This is a genomic window from Pararhizobium sp. LjRoot255 (assembly GCF_964252905.1).
Taxonomy (GTDB): Bacteria; Pseudomonadota; Alphaproteobacteria; order Rhizobiales; family Rhizobiaceae; genus Pararhizobium.
The window spans coordinates 3,792,685-3,807,615 of record NZ_CAXUPQ020000001.1; the positions used below are offsets into that span (position 1 = coordinate 3,792,685).

At 58.8% G+C, this 14,931-nt stretch carries 16 protein-coding genes; 7 read left to right on the forward strand and 9 right to left on the reverse strand.

Annotated elements, in window-relative coordinates:
* The first annotated feature begins 29 nt into the window (after positions 1 to 29).
* Positions 30 to 461, forward strand: coding sequence for an HIT family protein (locus ACSQ2W_RS18155; RefSeq protein WP_436087500.1), 432 nt, complete (start codon positions 30 to 32; stop codon positions 459 to 461).
* 6 nt (positions 462 to 467) lie between these two features.
* Here the strand turns inward: ACSQ2W_RS18155 and ACSQ2W_RS18160 are convergent, their stop codons facing one another.
* The 8 genes from ACSQ2W_RS18160 to ACSQ2W_RS18195 form a co-directional block, all read right to left on the reverse strand.
* Positions 468 to 812 (reverse strand): AzlD domain-containing protein, encoded by a 345-nt coding sequence (locus ACSQ2W_RS18160; protein ID WP_436087501.1) that lies wholly within the window; start codon positions 810 to 812, stop codon positions 468 to 470.
* Positions 809 to 1,546 carry an AzlC family ABC transporter permease gene (locus tag ACSQ2W_RS18165; RefSeq protein ID WP_436087502.1) on the reverse strand — a complete coding sequence of 246 codons (738 nt, stop codon included), beginning with the start codon at positions 1,544 to 1,546 and terminating at the stop codon, positions 809 to 811. Before ACSQ2W_RS18165 ends, ACSQ2W_RS18160 begins: the two co-directional genes overlap by 4 nt.
* 80 nt (positions 1,547 to 1,626) lie before the next feature.
* Positions 1,627 to 4,149 carry an ATP-dependent Clp protease ATP-binding subunit ClpA gene (gene clpA / locus ACSQ2W_RS18170; protein WP_436087503.1) on the reverse strand — a complete coding sequence of 841 codons (2,523 nt, stop codon included), beginning with the start codon at positions 4,147 to 4,149 and terminating at the stop codon, positions 1,627 to 1,629.
* Between the two features lie 9 nt (positions 4,150 to 4,158).
* Complete coding sequence (clpS, locus tag ACSQ2W_RS18175) at positions 4,159 to 4,512, reverse strand: ATP-dependent Clp protease adapter ClpS (RefSeq protein ID WP_436087504.1); 354 nt, start codon at positions 4,510 to 4,512, stop codon at positions 4,159 to 4,161.
* 249 nt (positions 4,513 to 4,761) lie between these two features.
* Positions 4,762 to 5,121 carry a phasin family protein gene (locus ACSQ2W_RS18180; RefSeq protein ID WP_436087505.1) on the reverse strand — a complete coding sequence of 120 codons (360 nt, stop codon included), beginning with the start codon at positions 5,119 to 5,121 and terminating at the stop codon, positions 4,762 to 4,764.
* Between the two features lie 235 nt (positions 5,122 to 5,356).
* Positions 5,357 to 5,560, reverse strand: coding sequence for a DUF3126 family protein (locus ACSQ2W_RS18185; protein WP_018325192.1), 204 nt, complete (start codon positions 5,558 to 5,560; stop codon positions 5,357 to 5,359).
* 101 nt (positions 5,561 to 5,661) lie between these two features.
* On the reverse strand, positions 5,662 to 6,489 hold the full coding sequence (gene cysE / locus ACSQ2W_RS18190; protein ID WP_436087506.1) for a serine O-acetyltransferase: 828 nt from the start codon (positions 6,487 to 6,489) through the stop codon (positions 5,662 to 5,664).
* 104 nt (positions 6,490 to 6,593) lie between these two features.
* The gene (locus ACSQ2W_RS18195) at positions 6,594 to 7,379 is read right to left on the reverse strand and encodes an alpha/beta fold hydrolase (RefSeq protein ID WP_436087507.1); all 786 of its coding nucleotides are present in this window, start codon (positions 7,377 to 7,379) and stop codon (positions 6,594 to 6,596) included.
* 170 nt (positions 7,380 to 7,549) lie between these two features.
* On the opposite strand from ACSQ2W_RS18195, the gene ACSQ2W_RS18200 reads away from it, so the two are divergent.
* On the forward strand, positions 7,550 to 7,795 hold the full coding sequence (locus tag ACSQ2W_RS18200) for a zinc-finger domain-containing protein (RefSeq protein ID WP_436087508.1): 246 nt from the start codon (positions 7,550 to 7,552) through the stop codon (positions 7,793 to 7,795).
* Between the two features lie 24 nt (positions 7,796 to 7,819).
* On the forward strand, positions 7,820 to 8,980 hold the full coding sequence (locus ACSQ2W_RS18205) for an FAD-dependent monooxygenase (protein WP_436087509.1): 1,161 nt from the start codon (positions 7,820 to 7,822) through the stop codon (positions 8,978 to 8,980).
* A 102-nt stretch (positions 8,981 to 9,082) separates the two neighbouring features.
* On the opposite strand, the gene ACSQ2W_RS18210 is transcribed toward ACSQ2W_RS18205, so the two are convergent.
* A complete protein-coding gene (locus ACSQ2W_RS18210; protein WP_436087510.1) occupies positions 9,083 to 10,273 on the reverse strand; it encodes a cystathionine beta-lyase in 1,191 nt (396 codons plus the stop codon).
* Between the two features lie 349 nt (positions 10,274 to 10,622).
* On the opposite strand from ACSQ2W_RS18210, the gene ACSQ2W_RS18215 reads away from it, so the two are divergent.
* The 4 genes from ACSQ2W_RS18215 (at position 10,623) to ACSQ2W_RS18230 (ending at position 14,916) form a co-directional block, all read left to right on the forward strand.
* The gene (locus ACSQ2W_RS18215; protein WP_436087511.1) at positions 10,623 to 11,645 is read left to right on the forward strand and encodes an amino acid ABC transporter substrate-binding protein; all 1,023 of its coding nucleotides are present in this window, start codon (positions 10,623 to 10,625) and stop codon (positions 11,643 to 11,645) included.
* Positions 11,646 to 11,737: 92 nt separating this feature from the next.
* Positions 11,738 to 12,964: an amino acid ABC transporter permease gene (locus ACSQ2W_RS18220; protein ID WP_436087512.1), complete on the forward strand. Its 1,227-nt coding sequence runs from the start codon at positions 11,738 to 11,740 to the stop codon at positions 12,962 to 12,964.
* A gap of 1 nt (position 12,965) precedes the next feature.
* Positions 12,966 to 14,120: an amino acid ABC transporter permease gene (locus tag ACSQ2W_RS18225; protein WP_436087513.1), complete on the forward strand. Its 1,155-nt coding sequence runs from the start codon at positions 12,966 to 12,968 to the stop codon at positions 14,118 to 14,120.
* Positions 14,121 to 14,139: 19 nt separating this feature from the next.
* On the forward strand, positions 14,140 to 14,916 hold the full coding sequence (locus tag ACSQ2W_RS18230; protein WP_436087514.1) for an amino acid ABC transporter ATP-binding protein: 777 nt from the start codon (positions 14,140 to 14,142) through the stop codon (positions 14,914 to 14,916).
* Positions 14,917 to 14,931 lie beyond the last annotated feature (15 nt).

The following is a 14,931-nucleotide window of genomic DNA, read 5'->3' on the forward strand; positions in this document are numbered from 1 at the left end:
TGAAAAGACACCCAGGAGGAAGACTCAAGATGAGCAGCGGCGCCTATGACAGCAACAATATCTTCAGCAAGATCCTGCGCGGCGAAATTCCCTCGCAGAAGGTCTATGAAGATGACAACACCCTCGTCATCATGGATGTCATGCCACAGGCGGAAGGCCACGTCCTGGTCATCCCGAAGACGGCATCCCGCAACATTCTCGACGCCGATCCGGCAACGCTTGGTCCCTTGATTGCGGTCGTCCAGAAAATCGCGATCGCAGCGCAGAAGGCCTTCGATGCCGACGGCGTGACGATCATGCAGTTCAATGAAGCACCAGCGGGTCAATCGGTGTTTCACTTGCATTTCCACGTCATTCCCCGTCGCGAGGGCGTGCCGTTGCGGCCGCATTCCGGCAAGATGGAAGATGGTGCGGTTCTCGCCGCGAATGCTGAGAAAATCAAGCAAGCCCTCGCAGGCTGAGGCTTTTTAGAATCCCAACATGTACAATCCCGCGGCCAGGACCGCGATGGCCGTGGCGATACCGACCCCTGGTCTCTGGCGCCCGATAAAAAAGGCGGCGGAGCCAGCGACAACGGATCCGAGGCGGAGCCAGAGCGGCGATTGTTCAAGCACGCCGGTCGGATAAAGAATGAGTTTGGCGATAACCGCTGCCACCAGCGCCGTCGCAACCGCCCTCACCCAGCTCAAAGCTTCGGAATCCTCCCGCAGCCGGTTCCCCGCCAGCACGCCCAGCCAGCGCCAGATATCCGTCGCAAGCCAGCCTGCGATCGCAATGAACACGTAAGCCCACCATCCGTCGAGCACGGTCATGCACGCGTCTCCTTGCGCTGACGCCAACTGCGCTCAGCAAGCCAGGCGGCCGTGCCGCCGCCGACGCCTGCCAGCAGGATGTCGAATTCCGGTGCGAGCCAGTAGAATACCGGGCCGGCGATAAGGCCGACGATCAGGGCGACATAGATCACCGGATGGCGCGCTGAACTCCAGATCGAAGCGAGAAAATAGACCGGCGTCAGGAAGAACAGGCAGCCGGCGACAAGCGGCGGAAACTCCGCCACGAACCGGTAGACGACGGCCACCAGCGCCATATTGGCAAGGACGAGCGTGATGCCGAAACCTGCAAAAAAGGCGATCCGCCGCTCACGCGGCACCGATTGCACCCGCTCCATCGTGAAAACCCAGGCGGTGATCGCGATGAAGTGCGAGAGAAACAGCAAGAGCCAGGTCGGGGTCCTCTCCGTGCGGATTTCCGGCACGAGAGCCGCCACCATCGGCATCAGCCGGATGGAGGACAGTGTCACCGCGATAAAGGCTGTCAGGACATTGGCGCCGCCGAGGATCGCGGTGACGAGGATGACCTTGGCCGGCAGCGCCCAAACGGCGCCGGTCATGAACACCACCTGCTCGACCGGAATGCCGGCCTGCGCGGTAAAGGCGCAGAAGCCGACAAAGGACAGCATCAGGATGATCGCCGGCAGGCTGAAAATGCCCGTCATCCCGGTCAGGAACCAATGCCGCGCAGAGCCGGCCATCTCGCCGTTTTTCATCAAAACATCCGCTGGTTCATGTCACAAAAAAACAGTGCCGGACCATTCCGCCCGGCACCGTGTCTCTATGTTGCAGCCGCTTACTTCTTGCGCGGCACCTTCGGTACCGTGCGTCCCTTGCGGGGCGCCGCCGGAGCGATGGCGCCTCCCGGCTCCTCGGTTTTGGCAGCAGCCTTCACAGCCTTCTTCGGCTTCGCGCTGCCTTCCGGATCAGCACCGACAGTTTCCATTTCCTTCGGCTTTGCCGCCTTGGAAGACTTCCGTACCGGCGCGACGACCTCCGCCTTCGGCTTGATCCGCGCTGTTTCCGGAACAGAATCGAGGATCAGACCCTTGGTACCATCGGCCTTGACGCCGACAGTCACCTTGACGACACCACCCTTCTTCAGCTTGCCGAAGAGGATTTCGTCGGCCAGCGGCTTCTTGACGTTTTCCTGAATGACGCGCGCCAGCGGCCGCGCGCCCATCTTCTCGTCGTAACCTTTGTCGGCCAGCCAAGCGATCGCGTCCGGATGCAGGTCGAAGGTAACGTTGCGCTCGGCAAGCTGCGTTTCGAGCTGCATGACAAACTTCTGCACGACCTGGTGGATGACCGGCGTCGGTAGCGAACCGAACGGGATCACCGCATCGAGACGGTTGCGGAATTCCGGCGTGAACATCCGGTTCAGCGCCTCGATGTCCTCGCCTTCGCGCTTCGAGGAGCCGAAGCCGATCGCAGCCTTGGCCATGTCCGACGCACCGGCATTCGTCGTCATGATCAGGATGACGTTGCGGAAGTCGATCTTCTTGCCGTTGTGATCCGTCAACGAGCCATGATCCATGACCTGTAGCAAGATGTTGAACAGATCCGGATGGGCCTTCTCGATTTCGTCGAGCAGCAACACCGAATGCGGGTGCTGGTCGATGCTGTCAGTCAGAAGCCCGCCCTGGTCGAAGCCGACATAGCCGGGAGGCGCGCCAAGCAGACGCGAGACCGTATGGCGCTCCATATATTCCGACATGTCGAAGCGGATCAGTTCGACGCCGAGCGAGACTGCGAGCTGCTTTGCGACTTCCGTCTTGCCGACGCCGGTCGGACCGGAGAAGACATAGGAGCCGATCGGCTTGTTCGGTTCGCGAAGACCGGCGCGGGCGAGCTTGATCGCCGAAGCCAAAGCTTCGATCGCCAGATCCTGACCGTAGACGACAGAACGCAGTTCCTTTTCCAGATTGGCGAGAACGGTCTCGTCGTCCTTCGAAACGGTCTTCGGCGGAATACGGGCCATCGTCGCGATCGTCGCTTCGATCTCCTTCTCGGTGATCAGCTTGCGCCGCTTGTTTTGCGGCAAAAGCATTTGCGCGGCACCGGTCTCGTCGATCACGTCGATCGCCTTGTCCGGCAGCTTGCGGTCGTTGATATAGCGGGCCGAAAGCTCGACGGCAGACTTGATCGCCTCGTTCGAGTATTTCAGCTTGTGATAATCCTCGAAATAGGGCTTCAGGCCCTTCATGATCTCGATGGTATCGGGGATCGTCGGTTCGTTGACGTCGATCTTCTGGAAGCGGCGGACAAGTGCCCGGTCCTTCTCGAAGAACTGGCGATACTCCTTGTAGGTGGTCGAACCGATGCAGCGGATGGACCCGGAGGAAAGAGCCGGCTTTAACAGGTTGGAGGCATCCATGGCGCCGCCCGAGGTAGCCCCGGCACCGATCACCGTGTGGATCTCGTCGATGAACAGGACAGCGCCCGGATAGTCTTCCAGTTCCTTGACGACTTGCTTCAGACGCTCTTCGAAGTCGCCGCGGTAGCGCGTGCCAGCCAGCAGCGTGCCCATGTCGAGCGAGAAAATCGTCGCGTCCTGCAACGCTTCCGGCACCTTCTTCTCGACGATGCGCTTGGCGAGCCCTTCGGCGATCGCCGTCTTGCCGACACCGGGGTCGCCGACATAGAGCGGGTTGTTCTTCGAACGGCGGCACAAGATCTGGATCGTGCGATTGACCTCCGAGTGGCGGCCGATCAGCGGATCGATCTTGCCGCCCTTGGCCTTCTCGTTGAGGTTAATACAATAGGCGGTCAGCGCATCCTGCTGCTTCTTCGGTCCGCCTTCGTCCTGCTCGCGCGAGGGCTTCTGTTCGGATTCCGGCTCATCGGCCCCGCGCGGCGTACGCGTCTCGGATGAACCCGGCCGCTTGCCGATGCCATGCGAGATGAAATTGACCGCGTCATAGCGGGTCATCTCCTGCTCCTGCAGGAAATAGGCGGCATGGCTCTCGCGTTCGGCGAAGATGGCAACGAGAACATTGGCCCCCGTCACTTCCTCGCGGCCTGACGATTGAACGTGAATGACCGCCCGCTGGATGACGCGCTGAAAACCCGCCGTCGGCTTGGAATCCTCGTCATAACCCGTGACCAGGTTGCCGAGTTCATTGTCGACATAGTCGGACACCGTCTTGCGGAGGCTGTCGAGATTGACGTTGCACGCGCCCATGACCGCCGACGCATCGGCATCGTCGATCAGTGCCAGCAGCAGGTGCTCCAGCGTGGCATATTCGTGATGGCGCTCATTGGCCAGCGTCAGAGCCTGGTGCAGCGCCTTTTCAAGGCTGGTTGAAAATGTTGGCACGTCAGTTCCTCATTTCTTTTCCATGACGCATTGCAGCGGGTGCTGATGCTGGCGGGCGAAATCCATCACTTGCGTCACTTTGGTTTCGGCAACTTCGTACGTGAAGATACCGCATTCACCCACGCCGTGATTGTGGACGTGCAGCATAATCAGGGTAGCCGCCTCGCGGTCCTTCTGAAAAAAACGCTCCAGGATGTGGATCACGAATTCCATCGGCGTGTAGTCGTCATTCAAAAGCAGTACGCGGTACAGACTTGGCTTCTTGGTCTTCGGCTTTGTCCGAGTGATGACAGACGTGCCGCGATTGGCATTGCCCCCATCCCCGTCGCTGTCTTTTTGCATCCGGACCGGCATGGCGATCATTCTACTTCATTCCCTTGTCCGGCCGCAAATGCTTGGGAGGATTCGCGGCCTGTTCGTGACAGATAATCTAGTGGCTCTTTTCCGGATTTTAAGGCTGTTCTCCTGCACTGCAATCATATTTGCGTCATGGGGCACAAGATTGACCAACTTTCTTGGGCTGCCAATCGGCGAGATCCGATGCAGGCAACAAAAAACCGGCCGCGGGTGCGCGCGGCCGGTTTTCAGAATTTGATGCGTGACCCGAAAGTCTTACGCTGCGGCAGCGGTAGCCGACTTGACGGCTGCCGCCGCCTTGGCGATCGGTGCTTCGTAGGGCTTGTATGCGTCCTTGGCGAGATCGGCGTACATTTCGCCGATCTTCGTGGCTTCGGCGATATAGCCTTCGTAAGCCGACTTCATATATTTGGTCTGCAATTCAAAAGCAGCTTCGACGCTCTTGACGGTGGTGATCTTTTCGACGTGAGCAATGCTGTCTTCGAACGCCTTCTTCGAATAATCCGCGGCTTCAGTGGCGATCGCCTGAAAAGCCTTCGTCAACGTTCCATAGCTCTTCAACATCGTATCCATCGTTTCTTTGCTTTTCTTGTTTGCATCTTCGAAATTGAACATCGGGCTGCTCCTCTTTTTTTGACGCCTCACGACGACACCAACTTATGTGCACTGCACAATAAAGTCAATGTATACGTGCAAGGCAATAAAACACTGTTATTGCAACAGCTTGATGAAATAGAGCGGAATTGGAGCATATTCCGCGAAAAAATAAATAAAAGTATGACTTTACGAAAAAACCCGGTCTGAATATCAGAACCGGGTTAAAAAGAAAAAGATCAACTATAACGAGCGATCAGAGGTCTATATCGAGAATGGCCATCGAGAAATTGTAGGACAGTTCGCCGTCTTCCTCATCGCGGAAGACAACGCCCAGAAACTCGTCGCCGAGGTAGACTTCCGCGGACTCGTCCTTCTTCGGACGCGCCTTGATGACCATCGACTGGTTGAAAGTGCGCTTGAAATAGGCTTCGAGCTTTCTGATTTCTTCGGGCTTCAAGTCTTTTCTCCATGACGGGTTTGATTTGCGCCGCTTCTTGCACGGAGCCTCAAGCGGTGTAAACCCCTTGGCGCCACCACCAGCCGACAAATCGCAGCAAATCAGATCTCGAAGGAAACGAGCAACTGGTCCATCGAACGCGACGGCTCGGAGCAGCCGGCTTCACCCACGACGCGCGCCGGAACGCCGGCCACCGTGGTTTTCGCCGGAACCTCCTTGAGCACGACGGAGCCTGCAGCAACACGCGAGCAATTGCCGATGTGGATGTTGCCGAGAATCTTCGCCCCGGCGCCGATCAGCACGCCATTGCCGATCTTCGGATGACGATCGCTGCCCTCCTTGCCGGTGCCGCCGAGCGTCACACCATGCAAGATGGAGACATTATCGCCGATCACCGCCGTCTCGCCGACGACAAGTCCCGTTGCGTGGTCAAGGAATATGCCCTTGCCGATGCGCGCCGCCGGATTGATGTCCGTCTGGAAGACGGAGGACGAACGGCTTTGCAGGTACAGGGCGAAATCGCGGCGGCCGCGATTGAGCAGCCAATGAGCCAGCCGATGGGTCTGGATCGCGTGGAAGCCCTTGAAATAGAGGATCGCCTCCAGGAAGCGCGTGCAGGCCGGATCACGGTCGTAGACGGCTTGGATATCGACGCGCAGGATGGCGCCCCAGTCCGGCCAGTCTTCCAGCATTTCGGCAAAGGTCTGGCGCAGGAGGTTTGCCTGCAGGTCGGGGTGATCGAGCCGTTCGCAGATGCGGTAGATGACGCTGTCTTCCAGCGAACGCTGGTTGATGATGGTCGAATAGAGGAACGCCGCAAGCAAGGGATCCTGCTGGGCAGCGGCGCGCGCTTCCTCCTGCAGGCTATCCCAGATCGGGTCCATGATCTTCACGGTCTCGGTCGCGCGTAAGTCAGTCCTGGCGACCATCGCCGCTCTCCTTCGTAGTCCGTCGTCCGATCAGATATAGGCCAAATCGAACCGGATATAAATGGCTGGCCATAAAAAGGGAGCGCTAAAACGCTCCGGATGCTTTACACCTGCCCCACCCTCGCCAAAAACTCCAGCGCCGCTTTCTTGAAGACCCGGTCGCCGACGGCAAGCATATGATCCCGGCCGGGAATATCCAGTGCCAGTGCATGCGGCATGAGCGTGGCAAGCTCCTGGGGCGAGCCGGCGATATCGTCCTTGGTACCCACCGCAATGAGCACCGGCACGTCGATACGCCCCACCTCCTCGACGGAAAGAAGGGCGCGCGAGGTGGAGATGCAGGCCGCAAGCGCCTTGCGGTCGCTCTTGGTCTGGTCGGCAAAAGCGCGGAACATACGGCCACGGGCGTGGGTCACCGCATCAAGAGAAGGTGCGGTGAGCGCGTCGGCGATCGGGTCCCATTCGCCGACGCCGGTTACCATGCCGATGCCGAGCCCGCCGAGGATGAGGGAGCGGACACGATGGGGATTGGCGAGCGTCAGAAAGGCGGAGATGCGGGCGCCCATGGAGTAGCCCATCACATGCGCCTCGGCGATGCCGAGATGATCGAGAAGCGCTATCGCATCGCCTGCCATTGCCGGTGGATGGTAAACGGTCGGATCATGAGGCTTGTCGCTGGCGCCATGGCCGCGATTGTCGAGAGCAATCACCCGATATCCGGCATCGCCGAGCGTCTTCAGCCACCCCGGAAAGACCCAATTCACATTGGCGGTGGAGGCGAATCCATGAATGAGAAGTATCGGATCGCCCGACGGGTCGCCCTCGTCGAAATAGGCGATCTTCAGCCCATCATGGGAAAATGTCGAAAAAGGCGGTGGATTCAAATCCATGGGAATGTCCTGTTTTTCGCCGAACTTATGATACCGGCCCAACGGGGAAAACCCCGGTGCGGCAAAAAACGCGCGGCCGCGGCATCTTTGCCGCTACACTTTTTCCGCAAAGCTTTCTATGGTGCCGCCGAATTCGACTATTCTTCCAGACGACGCAAGTGGAGCACGACATGGCCGGGCACGGTATCCCTCACTTTCAAAACGACGGCGGCCACGCAGTGATCGAGATCGGCGTGAAGGAATTCATGTGCACAGGCGCCTCGGTGCCCTTTGACCATCCTCACATCTATATCGACATGGGCGACGACAACGAGAAGGTCTGCTCCTACTGCTCGACGCTCTATCGCTACAATGCCAGGCTTCATGCGGACCAGACGGTGCCGGACGGCTGCACTTTCAATGCGAAAGCGGCCTGAGCCCGCCCGGCGAAAGTTTCTTCGATGACACAGCGCGGGCCCGTCGCGATCGTGGGAGCCGGCATCGCAGGTCTCACGGCAGCCTTGTGTTTTGCTCGCAAGGGCATCGCCAGCGATATCCTCGAGCAGACTTCGGTCCTGAGTGAGACCGGTGCCGGATTGCAACTCTCCCCCAACGCCACCCGTATTCTGGCAAAACTCGGCCTTGCGCGGCAGTTGGAACAAGTCTGGAGCGAACCAGCGGCAATCTGCCTTGTCAACGGAACCTCGCTTCGAACGATCGCTTCTGTTCCGTCGGGACGCTTCGCGCGGGATCGCTGGACATCGCCCTACGGTGTCCTGCATCGGGCCGACCTTCAGAAGGTTCTGCTTGGCGCGGTTGAAGCCGAGCCATTGTGCCGCCTGCATCTCGGCGTGCGGATCGATGATGCATCGCGCGATTCCCTGACCCGGACCACGGGGGAAGAACCAGGTCTCGTGATCGGCGCCGACGGCGTATGGTCCAAGATCAGGGATCATGTCCAAGGTTCTGGAAAAGCGCAGTTTTCCGGAAATATCGCGTGGCGGTTGACGCTTGATGCGGAAAATGCCCCAGCCATTTTCGATGCAAGGAAAGTAACGGCGTTCCTTGGCGGCGGTTCGCACCTCGTGGTCTATCCGCTACCGCAAATACGCAGCTTCAACGTGGTGGCGATCGCCGGCGGAGACGATCCGGACGAAACGCCGGATCGCGCCCTGCCCCGTGGTGAGTCGCGAAAACAACTGCTGGCCGCTTTTGCCGGCTGGCATCCCGAAATTGTCGATATGCTGCGGAATGCACCGGAGCCGACGATCTGGCCCCTTTACGGCGTGAGCGAGGGCAACTGGCACCAAGGCGAACAAACCGTGCTGATCGGTGACGCGGCTCATGCGATGATGCCATTTGCCGCCCAAGGCGCTGCGATGGCTATCGAAGATGCCTTTGAACTTGCGTCCTTCGCCGTCGCCGGGCAGTCCCTTGCCGCTTTTGCCGAGCACAGGAAACGCCGAATCGCCCGGGTGCGTTCGCGTGGAGCGTTCAACCGTTTCGTCTATCACGCCCGCGGTCCGGTCAAGCTCGGGCGTGATCTGGTTCTGTCGATACGGCGACCGGAAAGCCTGGCCGCCGATTTCGACTGGCTCTATGGATACGAGCCGCTTGACTAGAGCGCCGCGCGTCATATTTGACACGCGGCGCTTTAGAACTTTGAAAGTGCTGCATAATTTTATCCTTAAGTCGATTCCGACTTAAGGAATTATGCAGGCGGGTCAGACGGCTTTCGCCGCCGCGAGACCAGCCTCGATATCCTTGCGGATATCCGCCACGTCCTCCAGTCCGATCTGCAGGCGAAGCACCGGACCTTCGCTCGGCGCGGCGCAGATCTTGCGGTCGGAAAGTCCGACATGAAGAGCAAGACTTTCGTAACCGCCCCAGGAATAACCAAGTCCGAACAGTGACAGGGCATCAAGGAAGGCATGCGCCTTGGCTTTGAACCGATCCTTGCTCTCGGCCTTCAGGACGAAGGAGAAGATACCGCTGGAGCCTGCAAAATCCCTCTTCCAGAGCTCATGGCCCGGAAAACTCGGCAACGCCGGATGCAGAACGCGCGCAACGTCCTCGCGTTCTTCCAACCACCGGGCGATATACAGCGCGCTTTCTTGGTGCCTGTCGAGACGCACGCCCATGGTGCGCAGACCGCGCAGGATCTGATAGCTGTCATCCGGCGATCCGCAGATGCCGAGCGTGATATTGGCTTCCTTGAGCGGCTCCCAATGCGCGGCATTGGCCGAGACGGTACCGAGCAGGATATCGGAATGACCGGAGGGATATTTGGTCGACGCATGGATCGAGATATCGACGCCGTGGTCGAGCGGCTTGAAATAAAGCGGTGTCGCCCAGGTATTGTCCATGGTCACCACGCAGCCATGCCTGTGCGCGACAGTCGAAATCGCCCGGATATCCTGCATTTCGAACGTGTTCGAGCCCGGCGCTTCCGTGTGCACGAGCTTGGTGTTCGGCTTGATCAGGCTTTCGATCCCGGCACCGATCATCGGATCGTAGTATTCAACGCTTACCCCAAGCCGTTTCAGCATCGTGTCGCAGAAATTCCGGGTCGGGAAATAGACGGAATCAACGATCAGCGCATGATCGCCGGCCGACAGGAAGGCCAGGAACGGTACTGTTACAGCGGCAAGGCCTGACGGAACGACGATAGTACCGGCCGAGCCCTCCAATGCGTCGATCGCCTCACACAGCGCATCGGTGGTCGGCGTTCCGCGCGTGCCATAGGTATACTTCTGCGCACGGCTTTCCATTGTCGCAGCATTGGGAAACAGCACAGTCGATGCATGCACGACGGGCGGATTCACAAAGCCGTGGTAGTCCATTGGATCGTTGCCGATGTGAGCCAGCAGGGTGTTTGGCCCCGCGCTTGCGAGAAAACTCTTCTTTTCATTCATGGGAGAATCCGTCTGAGGTCAATCGTGTTGCCGCACTTGTCGGCCCGCTCTCCGGATGGGTCAAGAGACTCCAATACCAACGGGCTATGCAATTGACGAAAATTTCGATTTTGACGGTTTTTTATACAAAAAACTGCTTTCCACAGCTAAAAATTGCCCAAACATGTGGCTTCGGCAACGATTCTACCCCTGCGGCCCAGAAAAACGGCAACATGTCTTGACCCTGCGAGGTTTTGGGAATGAGATAGACACCACTCGCGCCAGGAGGGTGGCGGGCGCCGCACCTTGCGCTCGACAGCGAGCAGCGGGTGTCGGACGAGAACAAAGACAACAGAAAAAGGTTCTAAAAATGGCAAAAAGAATTTTGACAGCGCTTATCGGCGCTGCCGTCATGGGGATTGGCAGCCAGGCATCCGCCGGCACTCTCGAAGATGTCAAGGCCAAGGGCTTCCTGCAGTGCGGTGTGAACGCGAGCCTTGCAGGTTTCGGCTCGCAGGGTTCTGCCGGCGACTTCTCCGGCCTTGACGTCGATCTCTGCAAGGCGGTCGCAGCAGCTGTTTTTGGTGATTCGACGAAGGTGAAGTTTACCCCGCTGTCCGCGAAGGATCGCTTCCCCGCGCTTCAGTCCGGCGAAATCGACATGCTGGCCCGCAACACGACCTGGACCGCAAGCCGCGATTCGCAGCTCGGTTTCGACTTCCGCGCCGTCAACTACTATGACGGTCAGGGCTTCATGACGCGCAAGGACCTTAACGTCAAATCGGCGCTCGAGCTTTCCGGCGCGGCTGTATGCGTGCAGACCGGCACGACGACCGAACTGAACCTTGCCGACTACTTCAAGGCCAACAATCTGCAGTACAACCCGGTCGTCTTCGAAAAGCAGGAAGAAGTCGACGCCGCTTACAATGCCGGCCGTTGCGACGTCTACACCACCGACCAGTCCGGCCTGTATTCAATCCGCCTGTCGCTGAGCAATCCGGACGATCACATCATTCTGCCGGAAATCATCTCGAAGGAACCGCTCGGCCCGGCCGTCCGCCAGGGCGACTCGAAGTGGTTCGATATCGTTTCCTATACTCACTTCGCGATGGTCACCGCCGAGGAATTCGGCATCACCCAGGCAAATGTCGAGGAGATGAAGAAGTCGGCTAACCCGGACATCAAGCGCTTCCTCGGCGAAGAAGAAGGCTCGACGATCGGCGCGGATCTCGACCTGCCGAAGGATTGGGCGGTTCAGATCGTCAAGGCAGTCGGCAACTACGGCGAAGCCTTTGAGCGCAACGTCGGCGAAGGTTCGCCACTCAAGATCAAGCGCGGCCTGAACGCACTGTGGAGCAAGGGCGGCCTGCAATACGCCCCGCCGATCCGCTAAGCACAGCGCCGGTGATCGGAAGGCGGCTCGCCGCCTTCCGCTTTTCAAAAAATAAAGCCCGGGAAACAGGGCGATAGAACCAGGGGAAATTGATGGCAGCGGCCGATATCAGCGACGGGAAAAGCCGTCGCGCATCATCGATTATTTATAACCCGGAATATCGGGGGTACTTCTTCCAGGTCTTGACTGTCCTGGTCGTCGTCTGGCTGATCTATGAGGCCTGGACAAATGCGGCAGAGAACCTTGCCCGCGCCAACATGACGGCGGGTTTTGGTTTCCTTTCGGGCCGCGCCGGTTTCGACCTTGGTCAGTCGCTTATCGCCTACACGTCGGATTCGACCTATCTGAGGGCTCTGGCCGTCGGCTTCCTGAACACGCTGCTGGTGGCCTTTTTCGGCACTATTACCGCAACAATCGTCGGCCTTTTGGTCGGTATCGGCCGGCTTTCGAACAACTGGCTGATCGCGCGCCTGTGCACGATCTACGTCGAAATCTTCCGCAACATCCCCCCGCTGCTTGTCATCTTCTTCTGGTACAAGGGCGTTCTGGCAATCCTCCCGGACTTCAAGCTCATCCGCCAAGCCACGGAGGAAGCCAAGGCGGCCGATCCGAGCGTGGGCGATCCTTCCTTCATCATCAGCAATCGCGGGATCAACTTCCCGAAGCCGATCTTCGACCCCGCCTTTAATTATGTCTGGATTGTCCTTGCCCTCGGCATAGTGGCGTCGATCGCATTCGCGATCTGGGCCAACCGCCAGCAAATGGTGACCGGCAGACGCCCGCCGGTTCTCATCGTATCGCTTGGCCTCATCATTGGCCTCCCGCTGATCGTCTTTCTGGCACTAGGCGCGCCGATCGCGTTCGATTTTCCGAAACTCGGGCGGTTCAACCTGAGCGGCGGCAGTCTTATCAGCCCCGAATTTCTCTCTCTTTATCTGGCGCTTTCGCTCTACACGGCCGCCTTCATTGCCGAGATCGTCCGCGCCGGTATCCGCGGCGTTCCCAAAGGCCAGTCGGAGGCCGCCAACGCGCTCGGCATCCGGCCCGCACGCGCATTGCGGCTGGTCATCCTGCCGCAGGCGCTGCGCATCATCATACCGCCTTTGACGTCGCAATATCTTAACCTCACCAAGAACTCGTCGCTCGCGGTCGCCGCCGGTTATGCTGACCTCGTTCAAGTGGGCAATACCATCCTCAACCAAAGTGGCCATGCCATCGAAATTATCGCGATCTGGATGATCGTCTATGTCTCGATCAGCCTCGTGACGTCGCTTTTCATGAACTGGTTCAACGCCAAAATGGCATTGGTGGAGCGCTGACATGGCCGAAAACATCGCTTACGTCCGCCATACCTTCCTCCCGGCCGAAACGGCTCCGCTTGCTGATTCAACGGTGATCGGCTGGGCGAGGAAGAATCTCTTCTCATCGCTGAGCAACGGGGTGCTGACCGTGCTCGCTCTCAGCTTCATTCTCTGGTACCTGCCGGGGGTGATCGACTGGCTGTTCCTTTCGGCGCAATGGACCGGTACAGACCGCACCTTTTGCTCGACGGTCGCCCAAGGCGGCATCCAGCCGGATGGCTGGAGCGGCGCGTGCTGGGCCTATGTCGGCGACAAGTTCCAGCAGTTCATGATCGGCTCCTATCCGCGGGGCGAAGCATGGCGCCCCTACCTGCTTGCCGCTCTCTTCGCGATCCTGCTCGTCCCGATGCTCATCCCGTCGGTGCCGCGCAAGGGCCTCAACGCCCTGCTCCTGCTGGTAGCGTTGCCGATCGTCGGCTATTTCCTGCTGCTCGGCGGCGTGTTCGGTCTGCGTCATGTCGAAACATCGCTGTGGGGTGGGCTGATGGTTACGCTGATCATCTCCTTTATCGGCATCACGGTTTCGCTGCCCTTCGGTATTCTCCTGGCGCTCGGGCGACGCTCGAAGATGCCGATCGTCAAAACCTTCTGTGTCGTCTTCATCGAGCTTATCCGCGGCGTCCCCCTGATCACCGTGCTCTTCATGGCAAGCGTCCTTTTGCCGTTTTTCATGGAGCCGGGTAATACGATCGACAAGTTCCTCCGAGCGCTCGTCGGCGTTTCGATCTTCGCCTCCGCCTACATGGCTGAGGTGATCCGCGGTGGACTTCAGGCGATCCCCAAGGGGCAGTCGGAAGGCGCAGATTCGCTCGGCCTCAACTATTTCCAGAAGATGACGCTGATCATCCTTCCGCAAGCGATCAAGCTTGTCATCCCGGGCATCGTCAACACGTTCATCGGCATGTTCAAGGACACGTCGCTCGTATCGATCATCAACATGTTCGATCTGTTGGGCATCGTCAAAGTCTCCTTCGGCGACGCCAAATGGCTGTCACCGGTGACACCGCTTTCCGGCCTTGTTTTTGCGGGTTTCATCTTCTGGCTCTTCTGCTTCGGCATGTCGCGCTATTCTGGCTTCATGGAACGGCTGCTCGACAAGGGCCACAAACGATAACAATTAAGGGGAAAACGTCATGGCAAATGAAGCTCTGGCATCGAAACTGACCGTCTCGTCCACGGACGTCGCCATCGAAATCGTCGGCATGAACAAGTGGTACGGCGATTTCCACGTTCTGCGCGACATCAATCTGAAGGTCATGCGCGGCGAACGCATTGTTATCGCCGGTCCGTCAGGCTCCGGAAAATCGACAATGATCCGCTGCATCAACCGGCTGGAGGAGCACCAGAAGGGCAAGATCGTCGTCGACGGTATCGAACTCACCAACGACCTGAAGAAGATCGACGAAGTGCGCCGCGAAGTCGGCATGGTGTTCCAGCACTTCAACCTCTTTCCGCATCTGACGATCCTGGAGAACTGCACGCTGGCGCCAATCTGGGTTCGCAAGATGCCAAAGAAGCAGGCCGAAGAGGTCGCGATGCACTTCCTCAAGCGCGTCAAGATCCCGGAACAGGCTCTCAAATATCCGGGCCAGCTCTCCGGTGGTCAGCAGCAGCGCGTGGCAATCGCCCGTTCGCTCTGCATGAACCCGCGCGTCATGCTGTTCGACGAGCCGACATCGGCGCTCGATCCGGAAATGATCAAGGAAGTGCTCGACACCATGGTCGGCCTTGCCGAAGAGGGCATGACGATGATCTGCGTCACCCACGAAATGGGCTTCGCCCGTCAGGTCGCCAATCGCGTCATCTTCATGGACCAGGGCCAGATCGTCGAGCAGAACTCGCCAGCCGAATTCTTCGACAATCCGCAGCATGAGCGTACCAAGCTGTTCCTCAGCCAGATCCTCCACTAGGTCTGTCGCGGCCCA